20 protein-coding genes are annotated in these 22,404 nt (G+C 59.1%); 6 read left to right on the top strand and 14 right to left on the bottom strand.

Annotation, left to right across the window (positions count from 1 at the left end; all coding sequences use genetic code 11):
* Positions 1-180 precede the first annotated feature (180 nt).
* Positions 181-1,887 carry a SulP family inorganic anion transporter gene (locus ACR0B8_RS10225; protein ID WP_170362405.1) on the top strand — a complete coding sequence of 569 codons (1,707 nt, stop codon included), beginning with the start codon at positions 181-183 and terminating at the stop codon, positions 1,885-1,887.
* A gap of 3 nt (positions 1,888-1,890) precedes the next feature.
* Here the strand turns inward: ACR0B8_RS10225 and ACR0B8_RS10220 are convergent, their stop codons facing one another.
* The 4 genes from ACR0B8_RS10220 to ruvC all read right to left on the bottom strand — a co-directional run bounded on the left by ACR0B8_RS10220 (position 1,891) and on the right by ruvC (position 4,772).
* The gene (locus ACR0B8_RS10220; RefSeq protein WP_226688964.1) at positions 1,891-2,514 is read right to left on the bottom strand and encodes a hypothetical protein; all 624 of its coding nucleotides are present in this window, start codon (positions 2,512-2,514) and stop codon (positions 1,891-1,893) included.
* A 62-nt stretch (positions 2,515-2,576) separates the two neighbouring features.
* Positions 2,577-3,596 (bottom strand): Holliday junction branch migration DNA helicase RuvB, encoded by a 1,020-nt coding sequence (ruvB, locus tag ACR0B8_RS10215; RefSeq protein ID WP_058283170.1) that lies wholly within the window; start codon positions 3,594-3,596, stop codon positions 2,577-2,579.
* Between the two features lie 4 nt (positions 3,597-3,600).
* Positions 3,601-4,278, bottom strand: coding sequence for a Holliday junction branch migration protein RuvA (ruvA, locus tag ACR0B8_RS10210; protein WP_170351713.1), 678 nt, complete (start codon positions 4,276-4,278; stop codon positions 3,601-3,603).
* Complete coding sequence (ruvC, locus tag ACR0B8_RS10205) at positions 4,275-4,772, bottom strand: crossover junction endodeoxyribonuclease RuvC (RefSeq protein ID WP_170351714.1); 498 nt, start codon at positions 4,770-4,772, stop codon at positions 4,275-4,277. Before ruvC ends, ruvA begins: the two co-directional genes overlap by 4 nt.
* 329 nt (positions 4,773-5,101) lie before the next feature.
* Here ruvC and ACR0B8_RS10200 point away from each other — a divergent pair, with 329 nt between their 5' ends.
* A complete protein-coding gene (locus ACR0B8_RS10200; RefSeq protein ID WP_170351715.1) occupies positions 5,102-5,314 on the top strand; it encodes a DUF1127 domain-containing protein in 213 nt (70 codons plus the stop codon).
* A 100-nt stretch (positions 5,315-5,414) separates the two neighbouring features.
* Here the strand turns inward: ACR0B8_RS10200 and ACR0B8_RS10195 are convergent, their stop codons facing one another.
* From ACR0B8_RS10195 to ACR0B8_RS10180, 4 genes are all read right to left on the bottom strand, one after another.
* Entirely contained in the window at positions 5,415-5,759 is a 345-nt protein-coding gene (locus ACR0B8_RS10195; protein ID WP_170351716.1) for a hypothetical protein, read from the bottom strand.
* Positions 5,760-5,857: 98 nt separating this feature from the next.
* Positions 5,858-6,736: a 50S ribosomal protein L11 methyltransferase gene (locus ACR0B8_RS10190; protein ID WP_480658273.1), complete on the bottom strand. Its 879-nt coding sequence runs from the start codon at positions 6,734-6,736 to the stop codon at positions 5,858-5,860.
* Positions 6,737-6,802: 66 nt separating this feature from the next.
* Positions 6,803-8,035, bottom strand: a complete 1,233-nt coding sequence (locus ACR0B8_RS10185; RefSeq protein ID WP_226688961.1) for an MFS transporter — start codon at positions 8,033-8,035, stop codon at positions 6,803-6,805.
* 78 nt (positions 8,036-8,113) lie between these two features.
* On the bottom strand, positions 8,114-10,309 hold the full coding sequence (locus ACR0B8_RS10180) for a primosomal protein N' (protein WP_170362409.1): 2,196 nt from the start codon (positions 10,307-10,309) through the stop codon (positions 8,114-8,116).
* Between the two features lie 90 nt (positions 10,310-10,399).
* Between ACR0B8_RS10180 and fsa the strand changes: the two genes are divergently transcribed.
* From fsa to ACR0B8_RS10160, 4 genes are all read left to right on the top strand, one after another.
* Entirely contained in the window at positions 10,400-11,053 is a 654-nt protein-coding gene (gene fsa, locus ACR0B8_RS10175) for a fructose-6-phosphate aldolase (RefSeq protein ID WP_170351720.1), read from the top strand.
* Positions 11,054-11,251: 198 nt separating this feature from the next.
* Positions 11,252-11,959, top strand: a complete 708-nt coding sequence (locus tag ACR0B8_RS10170) for a DUF484 family protein (RefSeq protein WP_170362410.1) — start codon at positions 11,252-11,254, stop codon at positions 11,957-11,959.
* Positions 11,956-12,876 carry a tyrosine recombinase XerC gene (locus ACR0B8_RS10165; protein ID WP_480658276.1) on the top strand — a complete coding sequence of 307 codons (921 nt, stop codon included), beginning with the start codon at positions 11,956-11,958 and terminating at the stop codon, positions 12,874-12,876. The genes ACR0B8_RS10170 and ACR0B8_RS10165 overlap by 4 nt, the downstream gene beginning before the upstream one ends.
* An 83-nt stretch (positions 12,877-12,959) precedes the next feature.
* Positions 12,960-13,673 carry a CDP-alcohol phosphatidyltransferase family protein gene (locus ACR0B8_RS10160; protein WP_170379041.1) on the top strand — a complete coding sequence of 238 codons (714 nt, stop codon included), beginning with the start codon at positions 12,960-12,962 and terminating at the stop codon, positions 13,671-13,673.
* On the opposite strand, the gene ACR0B8_RS10155 is transcribed toward ACR0B8_RS10160, so the two are convergent.
* From ACR0B8_RS10155 to ACR0B8_RS10130, 6 genes are all read right to left on the bottom strand, one after another.
* Positions 13,658-14,125 carry a hypothetical protein gene (locus ACR0B8_RS10155; protein ID WP_170362413.1) on the bottom strand — a complete coding sequence of 156 codons (468 nt, stop codon included), beginning with the start codon at positions 14,123-14,125 and terminating at the stop codon, positions 13,658-13,660. The two genes, ACR0B8_RS10160 and ACR0B8_RS10155, sit on opposite strands and share 16 nt — an antisense overlap.
* 75 nt (positions 14,126-14,200) lie before the next feature.
* Positions 14,201-14,656 carry a methylated-DNA--[protein]-cysteine S-methyltransferase gene (locus tag ACR0B8_RS10150; RefSeq protein WP_226688959.1) on the bottom strand — a complete coding sequence of 152 codons (456 nt, stop codon included), beginning with the start codon at positions 14,654-14,656 and terminating at the stop codon, positions 14,201-14,203.
* 74 nt (positions 14,657-14,730) lie between these two features.
* Positions 14,731-17,643 (bottom strand): isoleucine--tRNA ligase, encoded by a 2,913-nt coding sequence (gene ileS / locus ACR0B8_RS10145; protein ID WP_480658279.1) that lies wholly within the window; start codon positions 17,641-17,643, stop codon positions 14,731-14,733.
* A gap of 165 nt (positions 17,644-17,808) precedes the next feature.
* The gene (locus ACR0B8_RS10140) at positions 17,809-20,496 is read right to left on the bottom strand and encodes a DUF2339 domain-containing protein (RefSeq protein WP_226688957.1); all 2,688 of its coding nucleotides are present in this window, start codon (positions 20,494-20,496) and stop codon (positions 17,809-17,811) included.
* Positions 20,497-20,589: 93 nt separating this feature from the next.
* Positions 20,590-21,069, bottom strand: a complete 480-nt coding sequence (locus ACR0B8_RS10135; RefSeq protein ID WP_170362416.1) for a DUF2269 family protein — start codon at positions 21,067-21,069, stop codon at positions 20,590-20,592.
* Positions 21,069-22,376: an SDR family oxidoreductase gene (locus tag ACR0B8_RS10130; protein WP_480658281.1), complete on the bottom strand. Its 1,308-nt coding sequence runs from the start codon at positions 22,374-22,376 to the stop codon at positions 21,069-21,071. The genes ACR0B8_RS10135 and ACR0B8_RS10130 overlap by 1 nt, the downstream gene beginning before the upstream one ends.
* Positions 22,377-22,404 lie beyond the last annotated feature (28 nt).

The following is a 22,404-nucleotide window of genomic DNA, read 5'->3' as shown; positions in this document are numbered from 1 at the left end:
ACTGGCATTCCATCCTGTTGAAATCTTTGGAACGGGGCAGGACATGCCTCACACAGATACAGGCCAACGCGCAATCCCTATAAGGTTACAAAAAATCTGGTCACCCAACACTTGGTATCGAAGTTTATCCCCTAGCTGGTTAGGCTGACCAAATAGAGGTTTGAATTTAAAGGGGATCCCATGGCCACCCCCCACCGAGAAGAGGGCAAATTCCCACTGCCCATCCTGCAGGGTATCGTGCCGATCAAGCGGTCGTCCCTGCCGACTGAGGTTCTTGCCGGACTGACCTTTGCCTGTCTCGCGATCCCCGAGGTGATGGGCTACACCAAAATCGCAGGCACCCCTGTGGTGACGGGACTGTACACGATCCTGATACCGATGGCGCTGTTCGCCCTGTTCGGATCATCGCGGCATCTTGTCGTGGGGGCGGATTCCGCCACGGCGGCCATAACTGCGTCTGCTCTGGCGGGTATGGCGGTGTCAGGATCTTCGGAATATCTGGCGCTGGCCTCTCTGCTGGCGCTGATGGCAGCAGTGCTGTTGATTGCCGCGCGCCTGATCGGCCTTGGCTTTCTAGCCGATTTCTTATCTCGGACAGTACTGGTTGGCTTTCTGACTGGCGTAGGCATTCAGGTGGCCACGGGAGAGGTGCCCGGAATGCTGGGGATCGAGGCGTCGGGCCACGGAACGCTGGCCAAACTTCAGGGCTTGATACAGCACTATGACCAGACAAGCTGGCCAACGATCGCGGTATCCTTGTCCGTTCTGGTCGTCGTCATTGGGTGCAAAAGTTTATCGCCCAAAATACCCGGCCCGCTGATCGCAATTTTGGGCATCATCCTTTGCAGTTGGACTTTCCAGTTCAGCGCGGCGGGCGTCACCGTGCTGGGCGCGGTTCCCGGTGGCCTGCCCGCCCTTTCAATCCCGGATGTGGATTGGAACTGGTCTCTGTTCAAGCAACTGACCCCTACCGCCCTGTCGATCTTTGTGGTGATCCTTGCCCAGAGCGCCGCAACCTCGCGCGCTTATGCGGCCCGGTACGAGGACAAGTTCAGCGAAAACACCGATCTTGTCGGGTTGGGTTTGGCCAATATCGGCGCGGCCTTTACTGGCACTTTCGTCGTCAACGGCAGCCCCACCAAAACCGAGATGGTGGCCAGCGCTGGAGGCCGCAATCAAATCGCACAACTAACGACGGTGGCGATTGTTCTGGTGGTAATCCTGTTTCTGACCGGGCCGCTTGCGTTCCTGCCAAATGCCGCGCTGTCCGCGGTAGTCTTCCTGATCGGTGTAAAGCTAATCGATTTGAAGGGCCTTGCTGCCATTTATCGGCAGGCACGGTCAGAATTCTGGATCGCGGTGGCCACAGCAGGTGTTGTGGTTCTGATCGGGGTCGAGCAAGGGATCATCTTTGCCATGGTTCTGTCGCTGATCGACCACACGCGCCGGGGATACCACCCCAAGAACGCGATCATCGCTCAAAGCCCTGATGGCGGCTGGCATATAAGTCCCGTTACCACGTCAAACCAGTTCAAACCCGGCCTGGTGATCTATCGCTTTTCCCACAGCCTCTATTACGCCAACACGCAACGGCTGTCGGACGAGGTCGCTTCAATCGTCAATAGGGCCGACCCCAAGTTGCGGTGGTTCTGCATCGAAGCTTCTGCCATTGATGATGTGGATTTCACCGCAGGTTACTCATTGCGAAATATCCACGGCTTGCTGCAGTCCAAGAACATTCGACTGGTTTTTCTGCTGGTCGAACCGGATGTCCGCAAAGAACTGGACCGCTACGGTGTCACCGATCTGGTCGGGCCTGACGCATACTTTGACACCGGCAGCGATCTAATTAAGGCGTTTCAGCACCAGAGCAAACCACCTGCCTAGGCTTTATTGCGGCGCTTGTAGCCGCGCAAACAGCCTCAGCGCGTGTGACGCATCCTGCGCAGCCCCGGGCAGGATCGGGTCATAGGCCGCGCGGATCACCTCGGCGATTTCGGGTCGCAGAACGGTTGTTTCCCCGGCAACAGCCAATGGGGATTGGGTCCGAAATGCGGTGTCCGACCACAGCAAGATGGTCTGCACCACCTGGCTAAGCGCGAGTGTTTCCGCCGGAACCTTGGACAGTTCCTTGTCCATTCTCAGAAAAACAAAAGCCGCGCGGATCGCTCCGTCTTCTTCAAAGCGGAAAATCCGGTACTGGTTGGCATCCGCAGCCACCAGACGATCCACCAGGGGTGCCAAATCGGGGATCAACCGATCCAGATCGGGAACCTCCAGCAGCTCTTGCCAGTCGCGGAAAAAGAACACCATGCAATTGGCGCCTAGTTCCGGATCCGTTTCGGCCATCTTGTGCCCGGCCAATGCCACCACGGCCTCGATCGCGCCTTTGACGGTTGCCAGTGTTTCATCCTCAACACCAAAGACAATCGGCACGATGGGGCGCCCCCAACGGGCAAACAGAAACTCACCACTGTCGCGCGTAAACAGCGCCTCGATCTGATCGGGTGTCACGCCCTGCCCCTTTTCTGAATCAAATACGGCCGCCGGTGGCATAAAATCTAATGGTGCGTACTTCAACCAAACAGATCGCTCTGTCCCTTCGGCGCGGCCATTCCCAGATGCGTCCACGCCTTTTGCGCCAACATCCGGCCGCGCGGGGTGCGTTGGATTAGACCCTGTTGCAACAAGAAGGGCTCGATCACCTCTTCCAGCGAGTCGCGGCTTTCCGACAGCGCCGCCGACAGGGTCTCAATCCCCACCGGACCACCTGCGTAATTCTCGGCAATCAGCTTCAGATAGCGCCGGTCTGCGCCATCCAGCCCCAGATGATCCACGCCCAGCCGCGTCAAGGCCCCGTCCGCCAGTTCGCGCGTGATCCGGCCGTCGCCTTCGACAATGGCGAAATCGACAACCCGCCGCAGCAGCCGCCCAGCAATCCGCGGTGTTCCGCGCGAACGTCGCGCAATCTCGCGCGCACCGTCGTCATCCGCAGGTGCCCCTAGTTTTCGGGCGTTGCGGGTGACAATCTCATGTAACTCGTCGACCGTATAAAACTGCAGCCGGGTCGGTATCCCGAAGCGGTCGCGCAGCGGCGTGGTCAGCAGACCCATCCGCGTGGTCGCACCGACCAGCGTAAAGGGCTGCAATTCAATCCGAACGGTCCGGGCAGCAGGGCCTTCGCCGATCACTAGATCCAGTTCGAAATCCTCCATCGCCGGATACAGCACTTCTTCGACCGCAGGGTTCAGACGGTGAATTTCGTCGATAAACAGCACGTCCCGCGATTCAAGATTGGTCAGGATCGCTGCCAGATCCCCCGCCTTGGCCAGAACCGGCCCCGAGGTCATGCGGAAATTCACCCCCAACTCACGCGCCATAATCTGCGCCAGAGTGGTTTTCCCCAGCCCCGGAGGGCCGTGAAACAACGTGTGATCCATTGCCTCGCCCCGCTGACGGGCGGATTGGATAAAGATACGCAGATTGGCGCGTGCCTCGGCCTGACCGATGAATTCGTCCAGACCCTGCGGACGCAGGGCGCGGTCATTATCCTCGGGCATCGGCTCGGGCCGCAGGGTGGGATCTGCATCTACCATTCAATCACCCCTTCGGAGCAAGCAGTTTCAGCGCTGCTCGGATCAGATCAGCCTCACCCGCGTCAGGCAGGTTGGCTGCCGCTTCGGCCACGGCGGATGCCGCGTCAGACGGCCCATACCCCAGATTTGACAGCGCCGACAACGCCCCTGCCGAGGCCGCCGCAGCCCCCGAAGCCTGCTTCACCGCTCGCTTCGGCGCAGGTGCCGGTTCCGCCAGTTCGACAACCTCTAGCTCTGGGCCGTCCATTGCCTCGGTCACGGTTCCGCCCATGGCCATCACACCCGGCGCCTTGTCCTTGAGGTCCAGCACAATGCGCTGCGCGGTCTTTGGTCCGACACCCTTGGCCGCCTTAACCGCGCCCCAGTCGCCCAGAGCAATTGCGCGGCTGACCCCATCGGGGCCCAAGGCCGAAAGGATAGCCAAAGAAACCTTGGCCCCAACCCCCTGCACCGAGCACAGCAGCCGGTGCCATTCCTTTTCGACCAATGACAGAAAACCATAAAGCTGCATCAGGTCCTCTCGCACCACCATGTCGGTGTAGATCGAGACAGCCTCACCCACCCCCGGCAGCGCCGCCATCGTCCGATCCGAGCAATAGACGAGGTAACCCACGCCGCGCACGTCGATCAGCACGTGATCCGCCGCGCGATAATCTAGCCGCCCCGTCAGTTTCCCAATCATGCCCGCACCTCTTTCATGCGCGCCTGTGGCGCTGTGCCGTAATACGAATGACAGATGGCAATCGCCAGCGCATCCGCCGCATCCGCCCCTTTGGGCTGACACCCAGGCAGCTGTAGTTTGACCATGTGAAGTACCTGCTCTTTTTCGGCATGACCGACACCCACAACCGTTTTCTTGACCCGGTTGGGTGCATATTCCCCCACCGGCAATCCGGCCTGCGCCAGTGTCAGCAAGGCCACTCCGCGCGCCTGACCCAGCTTTAGCGTTCCGGCCCCGTCTTTGTTGACGAAGGTCTGTTCGATAGCTGCCTGATCAGGTTGATGCTCGGCGATGACCTCGACGATCTGATTGTGCAGTGACAACAACCGCTCACCCAGATCATCCCCGTCCGACTTGCACAAACCGTTGGCAACATGGGTCAGACGGCTGCCATGTGATTCGATGACGCCCCATCCCAGGGTCCTTAGCCCCGGATCAATGCCCAGAATTCGCATGTCGTGCCTCGGCCTGCTCGGGTTTTTTGTGATCTTTGTTTCCGATTAGCACGAAGCGTGAACATTTTCCAAGCGAATTGACACGAAGTCTGAAAACGACACACCTAACCCACCCGCGACAGCGCGGCCTGTTTGCGACAGCGAAATGCCTGAATTCGACACATTTCATGACCGTTAAATGGCTAATAAATTAAGGCTTTTTTGGAAAGAACCACCCTTGCAAAAATTGCATAGGACACATGCAATTTCTGCTCTTGCGCGGCCAAATCCACGTCACTAGATGCCCGCTTAGTATCAAAACTGTAACACCAACCAGAAGGAAACAGGATATGGCTGCATTGGACACCACCCGCGCCACCACTGGCTCATTCGGCCTCGTCGGCCGTATCGGCGCAACTTTCGCATCGGTCGTAAACGCCGTCGCAGAATGGAATGACGCCCGTGTAACCCGCAACACGCTGAGCGGTCTGACTGATCGCGAGCTGGAAGATATCGGCCTGTGCCGCGGCGATATTGACGTCGTGGTGGAAGGTCGTCGGTAAGACGCAACCATCACTCATTCGCCCCTTTCCTCCCTTAGGGGCACAAAAGAACGCCGCGCATTTCACGATACGCGGCGTTTCTTTTCAAAGCTGACCGAATTCAGCGAATGAGGCTATTGATATTCGTCGCCAAAAACTCTGACACGGGGTCAATCTGCATGACCCAGGCGCCGGCCTGTTCAACCGACGTACCCTGCGCCAGACTATCAACGCGATATTGATAGGCCGAAGCGCCAAGGCTGGTTAGCAAAAAGGTCTTGAATGCAAACAGCCCAGCAAGACAGATCAAAAGCAGCTTAGCCGGAACCGCAGATTTGACTCGCTGCGGTTTCATCACCACCAGGCCATCTTTGCGCATCGTGGCGCGATAGCCCCGGCTGAGCTTGGCGTGTTTCTTGTTCAGGCGATGAACGCGCTGACCAAATTCCAGTTGTTTTCCCGTCATGGCAGCCTCCAATAAACCGCCCCCGTAACCACGTCCTGACGGTAGTTACAGATTGCGACAAAAAAGAGGCAAGAATCCATGAAACTCCTGAAAATGGTCTAAATTACGCCCTGTTTGCTTAAGATTAGCGTTGTCCATTCACCAATCTCATCTCTTTTAGTTAAATTGAACCCGTTTTGTAGATAAACCGAGATCACATCATCGGCCTGCTCATTGAGGATTCCCGAAAGAATTGCATATCCTCCGGCCCGCAGATTCGCTCCGATTTCAGGGGACAAGGCAACCAATGGACCTTTGAGAATATTGGCAAAAATCAGGTCGTAAGGGGCGTGCGACTGCAGATCCGGATGATCGAATCCAGCGGCTTCGATGCATTGAACCCTACCGGCCATATCGTTGGCTTTCAGATTGGCTTCGGCCACATCTACCGCAATCTGATCTATGTCGCTGGCGATGATATCACCGTCCCAAACCCGCGCGGCGGCCATGGCCAAAACGGCAGTCCCGCAGCCGATATCGGCAATTTTGGATGCCGTGAATTCATCGTCCAGCAGGAAATCCAGCGCCTTGAGGCAACCCAAGGTCGTGCCATGGTGACCGGTGCCAAAGGCCATCGCGGCCTCAATCAATAGCGGGATGCGCCCTTCGGGCAGCTTATCGGCATCGTGGCTGCCATAGACGAAGAACCGCCCTGCCTCGACCGGGGCGAGTTCGCGGCGCACATGGGCAACCCAATCGGTTTCGGGCAGTTCCGAAACCACAAACGGCTTGGCCTCGAAGGCCGCGGCCAGAACGGCCAATGCGGTGTCATCGGGGGCTTCGGTGAAATAACCGCCAACTTCCCACAGGCCCGAGCCGTCCTCGACCTCGAACACGCCAACGCCCGTGGGTTCCGGGTCTAGCCGCTCCATCGCTTCGCCCAAACCTTCGGCGGCTTTCCTGCCGGTCAGAGTGGTAAGCGCAGTGAATGTGGGCATGGGGGCCTCCTGTCTCAGTTGAAACAGCGCCTAGGGCGTGGGCCCGCCAAGGTCAAGCAGTTGCACTTATTCTGCGGGGGCCGGGGCGTATTTCGACAGGATGGTTTCGTTGCCAGCCTCAGGATGGCGCGGGATCAGCAGCGATAAGCCCAGCGACACCATCGCCATCGCGGCGGCCAGTGCAAAGACCGCTCCAGGCGAGGCCACCCAAAGCAGGCCCAGCAACGCAGGCAGGAACACTGCCGCGATGTGGTTGATGGTAAAGGCCACAGCCGCCGTGGGCGCGATATCGGCCGGATCGGCGATCTTCTGGAAATAGGTCTTTAGCGCCAAAGCCAACGCAAACAAAACGTGGTCGATCACATAGAGGGTTGCGGCCAGTATGACGCCCCAGCCAAACCAGTAGATGCCGCCATATGCAGCGAACACGATGGCCAGACCGGAATATTCAAAGATCAGCGTACGCCGTTCACCGAACCGTGCCACCGCCTTGCCCAGCAACGGGGCGGCCATCATGTTGATCATCAGATTGATCAGATAGAGGCTGGTCAGTTCATGCACTTCAAATCCGAACTTCTCGACCATCATAAAGCCTGCGAAGACGACGAAAATCTGCCGCCGAGCGCCAGCCATGAACTGCAAGGCATAATACAACCAGTACCGGCGACGCAGGACCAGTTTCTTGGTTTGCGGCGTAGGCGCATCAAACTGTGGGAAAGCGAACAAGCAAAACAGCGCCAGTAGGGCCGTTGCTCCACCTGCCGCCATAAACACGAAGTTATAGGACAGATCGAACCGTTCCCAGGTCAGCACGATCAAACCATACACAACCGCCGTAGCTGCCGAGCCCATTGCAACCAGCCAACCCAGTACCTGTGGTGCGCGGTCCTTAGGCAACCATTGCAGTTGCAGCGATTGGTTGACGGTTTCGTAGTAGTGAAAGCCTATCGAACTGAACAGGGTAACGAACAGCAGCCCGCCCAAACTTGGGAACCACGCCGTCACCGCCGTTGCCACACCCAGCATCATCAGCGAGATCATCGCCAGCACTTGTTCGCGGATAAAGATGATCACCGCGATCACGCCGATGGCAAGAAAGCCAGGAATCTCACGAACCGTGTGCAACAGGCCGATATCTGCACCGTCGAAATTGGCAACCTCGATCACGAAGTTGTTCAACAGCGCGCTCCACGCGTTGAAGGCAATGGGCATGGTCAACGCCATTACGAACAAGAGCGTCACCGGGCGGCGCCAGAACGGAAGGCTCTGTGCCTCAGCAAGGGGCATGGGTTTCAGCATGAGACCCCTCTACGCCCATTTATGCTGCTTGGCGAGAGGAAAGCTGCACATGCACAATCGCTCTGCGCCAGTGCAGAGTCAGTAAAAGCTCTGCGGGTCGATATCCACAGTCAGTCGGATGTCGCCTTTCAGGCGCAATGGGGCGATCCAACGGGCGATAGCGTCTTGAATAGGCGCACCTTTCGGGGCTTTGACCAGCAGGCGCACACGGTGTCTGCCCCGGATACGCGCGATGGGCGCGGGGGCCGGGCCGAACACCTGCGCCCCGATCTCGCGCAGCGGTGCATCGTTTCGGGCCATGGTATTGCCGATGTCAAAGACAGGGCCGACCTCGGGCCCAGACAAAACGATCCCGGCCATGCGCCCGTAAGGCGGCACGCCAGCCGCCTGCCGCCCTGCGGCCTCGGCCTTCCAGAAACCTTCCTCGTCACCCGACAGAATGGCGCGGATCACCGGGTGTTCTGGCTGAAACGTCTGTAACAACGCCTGCCCCGGCTTGTCCGCGCGCCCAGCCCGACCTGCGACTTGTCGCATCAACTGGAACGTGCGTTCGGCGGCGCGCAGGTCGGCGCCATGCAGGCTGAGATCGGCATCAATAACTCCCACCAAGGTCAGCTTGGGAAAGTTATGTCCCTTGGCCACCAGCTGCGTGCCGATAATGAGGTCGGCATCCCCCTCGGCGATCTCCTCGATCTTGGCCTTCAACGCCCGCGCCGATCCGAACAGATCAGAGCTGAGCATCGCGATCTTAGCTTCGGGGAATGTCGCCTCGGCCTCTTCTGCCAACCGTTCGATCCCGGGCCCGACAGGGGCCAGCTTGCCTTCGACACCGCACGAGGGGCAGGCGTCAGGCATCGGTTTGGTCTCACCACATTGATGGCACATCAGACGCTTGAGAAACCGGTGTTCAACCATCCGCGCATCACAGTGATCGCAGGCAATCTGTTCGCCGCATGCCCGACACAACGTCACCGGCGCATAACCGCGGCGGTTGATGAACAAAAGCGACTGCTCGCCCCTTTCGATCCGCTGCCGCACGGCCTGCCGCAAGCTTGGAGAAATCCACGTGCCCGGCTGCATCTGCTCGGCCCGCATGTCGATCGGCTTCATCTCAGGCAGTACCGCCGCCCCAAACCGCGATGTCAGGTCGAGCCGCTCATACTTGCCCGCCTCCGCATTGGCCCAGCTTTCCAGCGACGGCGTGGCGCTGGCCAGAATCACCCGTCCTCCGCAAATGGCTGACCGCAGAACCGCCATGTCACGGGCACTGTAATGTACTCCGTCTTCCTGTTTGTACGAGGTGTCGTGTTCTTCATCGACCACAACCAAACCCAAATCCCGAAATGGCAGGAACAACGCCGAACGCGCGCCCACGACCAGTTGCGCGTCACCCTGCCCGACCATCCGCCAAACCCGGCGGCGTTCGGTCATTGTCGCACCCGAGTGCCACTCGGCCGGGCGCGCGCCAAACCGCGCCTCAACCCGCGTCAGGAATTCGGCGGTAAGGGCAATCTCGGGCAACAACACCAGCGCCTGCCGACCCATCCGCAACGCCTCGGCCACAGCTTCCAGATAGACCTCGGTCTTGCCTGAGCCGGTCACCCCCTTCAGCAATGTCGTTCCATAGTCGCCGGTTCGCTGACCGATCTGCAACTCTTCAACCGCTGCCGCCTGATCCTCGGTCAGGGTCTTGCCCGGCAGATCCGGATCCAAATGTGGATAGGGCAAATCGCGCGGGCTGTCCTCCTCGCGCACGGCACCCTGTTTCACCAAGCCTTTGACAACTGACGATGTCACACCAGCCTGTTCCGCCAATTCCTTCAGCGTAAATGCCAATCCGCCATAGTCCCGCAGAACCTCCAGAACACGGGTCCGCGCGTCGGTCATCCGGTCTGGCTCACCTTGTCCAAGGCGGTAAATCTTGCGCATTGACGGTGGATCACCCAGTCCAGGCGCGCGCGTCGCCAACCGCAGCATTGATGGCATCGGCGTCAGCGTGTAGTCAGCCACGCGCCCCAGAAACACGCGCATCTCTTCGCGCATCGGCGCAACCTCAAGCACGCGGATCACCGATCGGGCCTTGCTTAGATCAAAGCCGCCCTGCCCTGGCCCCCACACCACGCCTAGAACCTTGCGCGGGCCCAGCGGCACCTCGACGAACGCGCCCAGAAAACACCCGCCCTCGGGCGCCTTGTAATCCAGCGTCCGGTCCAGCGGCTGTGCTGTCAGCACGGCCACCAGCTCACCTTGGTCGAAATACTCCTGAGTGCTCAATGCATATCCTTGGGCCAGGGGGTTTCAGCATGGGTCTCTTTGAGGTAAAGGCATCCGCGACCAAGGCCAACCCATCAAAGGACTGCCCTCATGAAATTCTTCGTAGACACCGCCGAGATCGACGCCATCGCCGAACTGAACGATCTGGGCATGGTGGACGGCGTAACCACCAACCCCTCACTGATCCTGAAATCGGGACGCGACATTCTGGAAGTGACCAAAGAGATCTGCGATCTGGTCGACGGCCCCGTGTCCGCCGAAGTGGTTGCGACCGAAGCCGACGATATGATCGCCGAAGGGCGCAAGCTGGCCAAGATCGCGCCGAATATCGCTGTCAAAGTACCGCTGACATGGGCCGGCCTGAAGGCCTGTAAAACGCTGACCGACGAAGGCCAGATGGTTAACGTGACCCTGTGCTTCTCAACCAATCAGGCGATTCTGGCTGCCAAGGCGGGTGCAACATTCATCTCGCCCTTTATTGGCCGTCTGGATGACATCAACCTCGACGGCATGGACCTGATTGCCGATATCCGTCAGGTCTATGACAATTATGGGTACGAGACCGAGATTCTGGCGGCTTCGATCCGCACCGTGAACCACGTGACAGATAGCGCCCGTATTGGCGCAGACGTGATCACCGCACCACCCGCCGTGATCAAAAAACTGGCCGATCACCCACTAACAGACAAGGGTCTTGAAACCTTTCTGGCCGACTGGGCCAAGACCGGTCAGAAAATCCTCTGATCCTGTAACGCACCCGCGCGGCGCCTTCTGGCGTCGCGCCCGGCCCAACTGCAGAATCTGATCTTCTGATCAGTGTATTGCAGGCGGGAGCTTTTCCGACACAGCCCAAGTTTAATTCTACTTTTGCCTGTATTTTTTCCAAGGCAAATGCACCAACCCGTGTTATAAGCCGCTCAACAAAAAAAGACCGGACGGGACATGAGCAGCAACACCAAACTCAAGGATAATCTCCGCGCCGCGATTCTGGCTGAACCGGACGCTGTGCTGGACGACAAGGATCTGATGCAGGCGCTGGTCGCAGCCAACGAACAGGCGCGCGGTGACAATGTCATCGACCTGCGCGGCATCGCCATGCAACGGCTTGAGGCGCGGCTGGACCGGCTTGAGGACACGCACCGTTCGGTCATCGCAGCGGCCTATGAGAATCTCGCTGGCACCAATCAGGTACACCGCGCCATTCTGCGCCTGCTGGAACCTGTCGAGTTCGAAGATTTCCTGCGCGCGCTAGGCAGCGACGTGGCCGAGATTCTGCGCGTCGATCACATCACGTTGGTTCTGGAAACAACAGTGATGCAGGAAGATCAGGCAATCGAAAAACTGGGCGGCGTGCTGACCGTGGTCGAACCAGGCGCGATCAACGCCTATCTCAGCCAAGACCGCGGCGGCCCCGCTCGCGAGGTTGTTCTGCGTCAGATTCCAAACCCAAATCCCCGGATTTTTGGGGCTACGGCCAATCAGTTCAGGTCCGAGGCCTGTCTGAAATTGAATTTGGGCGATGGGCGCTTGCCCGGCATGATTGTCATGGGATCCAAAGACGCCAACCATTTCACTCCGCAACTGGGCACCGATCTGCTGTCGTTTTTTGCCAGTGTGTTCGAACGATCAATGCGCCACTGGTTGTCATGAGCCTGATCTCTCCGGCCTGTCGCGATGCGTTACAGCATTGGCTGGACAGTCTGGGGGCGTTGGCCGGACGGTCTGAGAATACGCAGACCGCTTATCGCGGCGATATTACAGATTTCCTGTCCTTCATGACCCTGCACCACAGCGAGCGGCAGGGTCTGGCGGCGTTGGCGCGGATCACGGTATCCGACATGCGCGCCTGGATGGCCGATCAACGCGCGTCTGGCGTGGGCGCACGCTCGCTTGCCCGCAAACTTTCGGCCGTCAAAAGCTTTTATCGCTGGCTGTCCGAACGTGAGGGGTTTGAACCCACGGCCGTGCTGTCGACCCGCGCGCCGAAGTTTACCAAGAAACTGCCCCGGCCACTGGCCGAAGACGCCGCCCGCGCCATGATCGAAACGGTCGAGCTGCAATCGACAAGCGATTGGGTCTCCGCCCGTGACGTGGCGGTGGTCACGCTGCTCTATGGCTGCGGCCTGCGCATTTCCGAGGCGCTCACACTGACCGGCGCAGATGCCCCCCTGCCGGGGACCCTGCGCATCATCGGTAAAGGCGACAAAGAGAGAATCGTCCCGGTTCTGCCCGCGGCCCGCGCAGCGGTGGACCACTACCTGCGACTTTGTCCGCACCTGCAGGCCAAGGACAAAGCACTGTTTCGTGGCGTGCGCGGCGGCCCACTGAATCCACGCGCGATACAGGGGGTAATGGCCAAGGCCCGAATGCAACTCGGCCTGCCTGCAACAGCCACACCGCACGCGATGCGACACAGCTTTGCCACGCATCTTCTGTCCGCCGGAGGAGACCTGCGCGCCATTCAGGAATTGCTTGGACACGCATCGCTTTCGACCACACAGACATACACTGCTGTGGATACAGCGCGGTTGATGGAGGTCTACAACCGCGCCCATCCCAAAGCGTGATGTCTCTACATCGTAATGTTGGGTACTCACTCTAAACTTGCTTTTGGTTTGCATCTGCCGAATGCATCGTACATGAACCCTTCATGACTCTTAGATTCAAAGCCCTTTCCGTCCATCTGTTCACTGCCACAGGTGCTGTTTTCGCAATGCTGGCAATGTTGGCGGCCGTCGAAGAAAAATGGAGCCTGATGTATCTATGGCTGGTGGTCTCGTTCATCGTGGACGGCATCGACGGCCCACTGGCACGGCACTACCACGTCAAAAAGAACGCACCCGAATTTGACGGGGTGCTGTTGGATCTGATCATCGACTATCTGACCTATGTGTTCATCCCGGCCTTCGCGCTGTTCAAATCCGGGCTGATGGATGGCTGGACCGGTTGGTTTGCCATCATTGTCATCACTTTTGGTAGTGCGATGTATTTTGCAGACACTCGCATGAAAACAAAAGATAATTCATTTTCTGGCTTCCCCGGTTGCTGGAACATGTTCGTGATCGTCATATTTGCGTTAGAGCCCAATTTCTGGGTCATCCTGCTGCTGGTGTCGCTGTTGTCCCTGGCGATGTTCCTGCCGCTGAAATTCATCCACCCGGTGCGGACCGAGCGGTGGCGTGCGGTGTCGCTGCCGATGGCGTTTGCCTGGACCTTCTTTGCAGGTTGGGCGGCCTGGGTCGACTTTCACCCCGAAAGCTGGGCGCATTGGGGTTTGGTGATTACTAGCCTGTACCTGGTGTTCGCAGGAATTGCGCAGCAGATCATTCCACAGCGCAAAAGCGCAGATTACAAGACTTCCTGAACCTCAAACTCGGTCCCATTGTGGGTGAACACGTCACCCTCTTGCAAGCCAACCATGGCCAGATAAATCGGGCTTTGTGTTGAGATTCCCATATAGGTTTTGCCGTCCACATCGAACCGCGTGGTCGAAACGCAGACCACGAAGCGGCGATTGTTGAACTTGACGACGGCCCCGGGCTGCACCCTATCGGTGATACTGAAATCGGTGTTTTCAATCACATCAATCTTGGCGTGATGGGCATGCACAGGGGCATCAAAAGCCGCCGCCAGATCCGCGTTCTCGCGCGAGGCCGCGATATCGTCCTTGTCATGCCCTTCCCGGTCATCCAGCTGAGAATCCTTCAGGAAAGCGTCGTAATGGGCCTGTGCCGTCGCCAATTCCTGTGCTTCCAATGACATCAGTTTATCAATGATGGCCTTTTTTCGGACGGCCGGGTCTGTTGAGGCAGTCATGCAATGCGATCCCTTGAATTCTCTATCTGATACAAGTTGAGCCTCAACCAGCCGAATTGCAACAGATTTCCGTGATCAGATCAGCAAGCCCGCCGCCCGTTCATGGCGCAGCAGGGCAACCTTGGTCTCTACCCCACCCTTGGCCGAGAACCCACCCAGACCGCTGGCCGACAGAACCCTGTGGCAGGGGATGATCACAGGGATGGGGTTACCGCCACAGGCCTGCCCAACAGGTTGTGGGGGCTGTCCAACTTCTTTGGCAATGTCACCATACGTTCGAGTTTCGCCGAACGGGATGGCATACATCACGTCGCAAATCTGCTTTTGAAAGGCTGATCCGGCGACGAAATATGGAAGATCAAACTGCTCTAACTGCCCAGCATCATAGGCTTCCATCTGTGCGGCTGCTTCTTGCAACAAAGCGGAGTCTGGTTGGTCGTCGTCACCGTCCCAGACAACGCGTGTGATTGCACCATCTGTCTCTTCAATTCCAAGGCGACCAAACTGGGTATCTACAGCAATCATAGGCATGACCGCAGCGTTTCAGATCGCCAGGCTGGGCGCAAGAAGAGAAAACCCCCGGCGTGTGGCCGGGGGTTCTAAGGTTAGCTCAGCGCCTCGTCGCAGCGTCCGCAGACGCCTTCATGGGCGTGGCGGCCCACATCGGGCAGGATTTTCCAGCAACGCTGACATTTGTCGCCCTCGGCCTTTTCGAACAGCACCGCAACGCCTTCGATTTCCGGCACGCGGAACGCCTCGGCCGGGGCCGGATCGCCAGTGACGGTCAATCCGGACGTGATGCACATGTCATCCACGTCGAAGGTCGCCAGCAGGTCACGGGTGTCGCCATCCTCGACATGTACGATCGGGGCGGCTTCGAGACTGGATCCGATCACCTTGTCCTGACGTTGGATTTCCAGCGCGGCGGTTACAGCTCGGCGCACACGGCGAACCTTGGCCATGTTGGTTTCCAGCTCCGTATCGCGCCACTCGGTGGGAGTATCCGGGAAATCCACCAGATGAACCGAACTGTCGTCGCCGGGGAACCGCTCCAGCCAAACCTCTTCCATGGTGAAGACCAGAACCGGGGCCAGCCATGTGGTCAGGCGGTGGAACAGGATATCCAACACAGTGCGCGCAGCGCGGCGGCGCAGGGTGTCGCCGTCGCAGTACAGCGCATCCTTACGGACGTCGAAATAGAACGATGACAGGTCAACGGTGGCAAAAGTGAAGATTGCGCTGAACACGCCCTGGAAATCGAAGGACGCATAGCCCTTGCGAACCTGCTCATCCAGATCGGCCAGACGGCTGAGAACCCAGCGTTCCAAACGTGGCATATCCGCCGGATCAACCCGATCCGCTTCGGTGAAGTCAGCCAGCGAGCCCAGCATGAACCGCATGGTGTTGCGCAGACGGCGATAGCTGTCGGCGGTGCCTTTCAGAATTTCCGGCCCGATCCGCTGGTCAGCGGTATAGTCGGTCTGGGCCACCCACAGGCGCAGGATATCGGCACCGTATTGTTTGACGACCTCTTCCGGCACGATGGTATTGCCCAGCGACTTGGACATCTTGTTGCCTTTGGCGTCCAGCGTGAAGCCATGGGTCACCACGTTGCGGTAAGGCGCGCGACCTTTGGTGCCACAGGCCTGTAGCATGGACGAATGGAACCAACCGCGGTGCTGATCGGTGCCCTCCATGTAAACGTCGGCGATGCCGTCCTCGGTCCCATCCTCACGATCGCGCAGAACGAAAGCGTGGGTTGAGCCGGAGTCAAACCACACGTCCAGCACGTCGAACACCTGATCGTAGTCGTCGGGGTTGGCGATACCGTCGAGGATTTTCTCTTTGAACCCGTCGGTGTACCAGATATCCGCGCCGTCTTTCTCGAACGCAGCCTTGATGCGGGCGTTCAGGTCATCGTTACGCAGCAGATAGTCCGCGTCAGTCGGCAGCGCGCCCTTCTTGGTGAAACATGTCAGCGGTACGCCCCAGGCACGCTGGCGAGACAGAACCCAATCCGGGCGCGCTTCGATCATGGAATACAGGCGGTTGCGACCGGTCTGCGGCGTCCATTTCACCAGTTCGTCGATGGACCGCAAGGCACGTTCGCGGATGGTGTCGCCCATCTCGCCCATGCCGTCATCCAGCTTGCGGTCGACCGAGGCAAACCACTGCGGTGTGTTGCGATAGATGATCGGAGCTTTCGAGCGCCACGAATGCGGATAGCTGTGCTTGATCTTGCCGCGTGCCAGCAGACCACCGACTTCGACCAGCTTGTCGATCACGGCCTTATTGGCGTCACCTTCGCCACCCTTGCGGGACAGGATGTATTTTCCGCCAAAGAACGGCAGATCGGCGCGGAACGAGCCGTCATCCATCACGTTGTAAGTGATGACCTGCTCAAGCATGCCCAGATCGCGGTAAAGTTCGAATTCCTCCATCCCATGCGACGGCGCGCAGTGGACGAAGCCTGTACCCTCGGTATCGGTCACGAATTCAGCGGCGCGGAAGTCGCGGATGTCATCCCATTCGCCGTCGCCACCTTCGGCACCGGCCAGCGGGTGGGTCAGTTGAACATTGGCCAACTCATCCGTCGTCACGTCGCGGACGCGGGTCCACTGATCGTCGTTCAGACGGGCGCGGCCCAACACGTCAGCGGCAAGGTTGTCTGCCAGCAAGAACTTGTCGCCGACACTGGCCCAGCATTCCTCAGGTGCGCCGGTGACTTCGTACAGGCCGTAGGAGATATCCTTACCGTACACGACCGCCTTGTTCGACGGCATGGTCCATGGAGTCGTCGTCCAGATCACGACAAAAGCATCATCCAAGTCGCCTGCATTCACGACTTTGAACTTCACCCAGATGGTGAAGCTTTCCTTGTCGTGATACTCGACCTCAGCTTCGGCCAGCGCGGTCTTTTCGATGGGCGACCACATCACCGGCTTCGAGCCCTGATAGAGCGTGCCGTTCATCAGGAACTTCATGAACTCGTCCGCGATCACGGCTTCGGCATGGTAATCCATGGTGATGTAGGGATCGGGCCAGTTGCCGGTGATGCCCAGACGCTTGAACTCTTCGCGCTGGATGTCGATCCAGCCTTCGGCAAACTTGCGGCATTCCTGGCGGAAATCGACGATGTTCACCTCATCCTTGTTCTTGCCCTTCTTGCGGTATTGTTCCTCGATCTTCCATTCGATTGGCAGGCCGTGGCAATCCCAGCCGGGCACATAGCGCGCATCATGACCCATCATCTGATGGGACCGGACGATCATGTCCTTGATCGTCTTGTTCAGCGCGTGGCCGATATGCAGGTGGCCGTTGGCGTAGGGGGGGCCGTCATGCAGGGTAAAGGGCGTGCGGTTTTCTTTTTCACGCAAGCGGTCATAGACGCCGATGGTCTCCCACCGCTCCAGCCATGCGGGCTCGCGTTTGGGCAGGCCGGCGCGCATGGGGAAGTCGGTTTTGGGCAGGTTCAGCGTGTCTTTGTAATCAGGTGTCTGGATCGTGTCGGCGCACATTGGGGGCGTCCTTTGGATGATCTGGTCGTCTTATGGCTCGAAGCGGTCGGTGCGAAGTCTCAAACACCTTTGCCCGGCGTCTCAATGGGTCAGAGCGCCGGGGATATAATTCGAATAATGATGGCCATCCGGTCATACATGGCCGCGCTTATAGGACGCCCGCCCTCAATGGTCCAGAGGTTCCGGGTCCTGCGGCGAATGGCGCAGCTTGGCCCATCGGTTCAGCCATGCCAGCCCTGCCAATGCCAGGCCCAGCGCCAGCAGCGAGAACACCCGGATCAGCCCACCCAGGCCAGCGATATCGATCAGGAACACCTTGGCCACGGCCAGTCCGATCACCACCAGACCCGCCTTGCGCATCAGGTCGGATCGGCGCGCCAGCGATTGGTAGAACAGCACCGCACCAATCGCCAGCAGAGCCATGGTGTAGGTGTAAAGTTCGGGCTGTGTCACGCCGTTGCCTTCATACATCCCAGCGGCGCCCTGCCAAACATGGCGGATCATCAACCCCAGCCAAAGGGCGGCAAGTACACTGGTCAATCCCCAACTGGCACGCTTTAGCCAAAGCGGGGTTGCGTAAATGCGCCAGACCGAGAAACCGATAATCAGCGCAGGCAGCAGATAGGCCACCGCCAGCGTATTCAGAACCGGCGGTCCCAGAACCGGTGGCACGGCTGTGCCGAGCAGTGGGTTCGCCTCGACCACCGCCTGCGCCAGACGCAACAAGCCGTGGCTGGCAAAGAACGCGGCCAGCAGATAGCGAACGTAGTTCAGCTTACCCCCCAGCTCCAACCGCTGGACTTGCGCGAAGGCTAGAAGCAGCCAGATGATCGCCAGCAAGCCCAACCCCCAGTGGCTGTTGGTTGCGTTGCCTTCGCCAAAGCTTTGCAGCCAGCGCTCCAAAAGCAAGGACAGCAGAATGCCCCCGGTTGCCCAAGCCGCGCTTTCCAACAACAGGCTCGCCACCGGGCGATGCATCGACCGCAGTAGCAACCACCCGATCACAAATCCCAAAGTGGCCCCGCCATACACCAGCGCCATCTCAGGCACCGGTGCATAGCTGGCCCAGGCAAGGCCCGGTGTCAGAACCAACCGAACGGTGATGGTGAACACGCCTGCCCAGATGAACCAAGTCATCGGTGGCAGATTGAATTGGCGATCCAGCGCCGCTGCCACCACGACCATCACAACCAGCGCAATGGTTAACGCGGCCGAGCTAAGAACAATGATGCAGGCAAAACTCAGGCAGGACAGGGCTGATATCGTAGCCAGCGCCGGACGCATCCGGTCCTCGCCATCCGCGCGTGCAATGCGTTCCGCCAGAACGACCATCAGCACGCCCAGCGCAATTGCGTGCAAGGCCCAGGGGTATGCCCCGATGACGTGGGCCGGATGCCAGCCGACCTCAAGCGCGATGGCCAACGCGGGGGCAAACACCGCCGCTGCTCCGGCCCAGCTTGCCGCGTATCTTTGCGCATTCATCGACCGCCATGCCGCAGTGATCGAAATCACCACGCCAAGGGCGATGAGAATGGTTATCACCCAAGGAAAGTCAGCCTCGGGCGTTTCTGCAAAGGTCTCGGCAAACTGGCGCAAAACGATCCCGTTGTCCAAGCCATGCATCAGGACAAACCAGACGAGACCAAGCGCAGGCAGTGCCGTAGCATCCTGCAACGCTTCCGCCCGCTGTGCCCACAACATCAATCCAAGGGTCATCCCGGATAGCAGAACAACGCCCAACCAGAACTCATCAACACTGTCCGCCCAGTGCAGCGACACAATCGCCGAGCTGACAGCGACCGCGCCAAAGCCCAGTCGGGTCGGGAATTCCGGCCATGCATCGCCCTTTTTCCGGCTAACGATTTCGCAGATCATCGACCCGCCATGATTGGGCCAAACGCGCCGGACCGGAATTGCGATGGCGATCACAGCCAATGCCATCACGCAAATCAAGTATGCGGCCTCGGTCAGGGGCGAAGACAACACCAGCAGTAGGCAGGTTGTGTAGGCCCCAAACAAGGTCAGGACGGAAATCCATGCCCATCGCCGCACCGTGTCGATTCCCAGACCCAGAACAGCGATGACGACGAAATAGGCATACAGCCAGCTTGGGTTCTCTGACGTGCCACCAACCACGAAGGGGGCAGAAAACGCACCCGTTAATCCGACAGCGGCCAGCAAAGGGCCGTGAAACCAGCCCAAAACCAATCCCACCAGCGCAACCGCGACCATTGCGGTCAAAGCGACCTCGGGGCCGATCAGGTCATAAAGCTGCCGCGCGGCCAGAACGCCTCCGAACAGCGTGACCAGCCCAGCACCGGAAAAGACCGACGGCAGATAGGCAGTCGCTGTGCTTTCGTCATCACCATATCTGCGCCGGATGACCTCTCCAGCAACAATCAGCACTGCACCGAAAAGCAACGCCGCGATCACCCGAGCGAATGGCGGCAACAGCCCGCTTTCAACGCCGTACTGAACCAGAAATATCCCCGCCAGCGCCAGCGACAGGGCCGAGACCGCATAGAACCAGTTCTCGCGCAGCCAGATTGTCAGCGCGGCCAGACGATCCTCGCGGAAGACAACGGCTGCGGGTGGCGTTTGCTCGGCCACAGGTTTGACCGATTGCGCCTTGGCTGCAGACCATGGGGCAGGTTTTGATGCCCTGTCCGGCTTTTCGGTCGGTTTGCGCGGCTCAACCTGCTGCGGTTCCGGCGCATCGCTGCCAAGGGACAGTATTTGGCGCTCCAGATGCTCAACCCGACGACGCAGGCGTGTATGGTTGACTAACAGCACAATGATGGTGACCGGAATGGCCAGCACGATCAATCCGACAAGGACAAGAAGAGATTCCAATGGGTTCTCCGGGCGGTTTCGATGTCAGGCTACCCGAGGCGCACAGTCAGCAACAGCCAGAATTCCCGATAAATTGCTTGTCGGTCTTTAGGGCTACACCCAACCAATCGACGGGCGGGCGATCATCAGCCAGATGATAATCAAAACCGACGCAAAGGCAGGAAATCCGCAAGCGAACCAGATGCGGAACAGACGGTGATAAGCCCAAGGCAGCGGCGCGTCCGCATCTGCAGAGGCCTGCGCCAACCTGCGCATTCGAACCTGTATCCACACCACCGGCAACCAAAACACCCCCGCAACCGCATAGAGCACCAGCGAGGCCAAAACCCAACCTTCGGTCAAAGGCCAGCCCAACCGCCACGCCAGCAATCCGCCTGTCACCGGTTGCAGTACAACCGCCGTTGCCGTGAACAGCAGATCGGCCAGCACCACGGTTCCTGCGGTCTGCGCGATGAACCTGGCGTCACCAGAACGATGCGCGATCAGCATGAAAAACGCGATGCCTGCCCCCGTGCCCAACAGGACGCAGGCGCCGATAACGTGTAACCAACGCAGGATCAGGTCAGGGTCCATCAGCGGCTCTGCAACAGGGGCCAGGCGATAAGCGACAAGGTCATCGCCGGCAGGATTTTGATCAACGGGCCAAGCGGGTCCAGCCACAGGTCGGGTACGGTGAAACTGGCCGCCAGCAAATAGAACAAGGCCACCGCGACCTGCGCCAGACAGGCGCGCGCAGCCCACGGTCGCCACAGGATCGCAAGCCCCAGAAAAATGTCGACCAATGACCAGAACAAAACGCTGGCAACGGCCATTCCGGTGCTCCACCCGGCCCCGGTCAGAACCGATGTAGCCTTAGGCAGACCAATCAGCCCGAAAAAGCCGGACAGCAGCCAGAACAGGCTGAGCGCGGCGACGACCAGTGGCATCAGCAAGGACATTCGCGCAACCAGCCGATGTTCACGGGCGCAAGTCAGGCCTGCATAAACCTGGGGCAAGGGTGCCAGTGACCGGCCTGTTGCGGCGCGATACGGTTCCGGATCACCAACCACACCCTCGCCCATCACGGTCATCGCATTGCTGCGCAAAGGCGAGCGCCAACCCAAATGGCCCAACGCATCAGCGCCGCGTGCGATTATGGCTGTAACAACCGCCGGCATTCTCACAGTGAATCGCGCTGCGGGAAAACCCATCCAGCGCCGTGTCTCGGCTAGGACCTCAGATAGTGGGGCGGGCGTGTCTTCGACCAGATCGTAAGTGCCCTGTGGGACCTCATCGGCCACGGCTGCGGTCACGGCACGGCACAGGTCCGACATGCCGACGCATTGAACCAAAACATGCGGATACGCGATGGGTTGTACCATAGGAACCGCTGCCAGCATGCGCAGCAGCGCTGTTCCGCCATAATCGGATTGCCCGATCACCAGACCGGGTTTGAAAATCCAAAGCGGCACATCACAGGCCCGCAGCGCAGCGTCCCCAGCCGCCTTGGTGCGCATGAAATCCGTTTCTGCATCGAGGTCGGCACCAATAGCCGAGATTTGAACCACCGCAATGCCCCTTTGCGCGCAGGCTTGCCCCAAGGCCGCAATGGCGGTGTGATGCACAGCCTCGAGATCATCGGCGGGACCATCCTGCAATGCTCCTGCACAGTTCACAACACAGTCAACGTGCTCCAGATGCGCGACCCAGTCCTTGGGCTGCCGACAAGCCCGCAAATCGCCCTGCACCTGCGTGACATCCGGCAGAACCTGCGCCCCGGTTTTCAAGTTACGCACAAAGGCCGCTACATGCGCGCCCTCGGCTTGCAGAGACCGCGTCACCGCAGCACCGATAAAGCCATAAGCCCCTAGAACCAGGACGTTTTTATTCTCAATCCGCAATGGTTGCTCAACCCGATGAACCTGTCTG

It is taken from the genome of Ruegeria sp. BH6, from assembly GCF_056538105.1.
The sequence above is the reverse complement of the archived record's forward strand: the minus strand, read 5'-3'. Positions and strand labels throughout refer to the sequence as shown.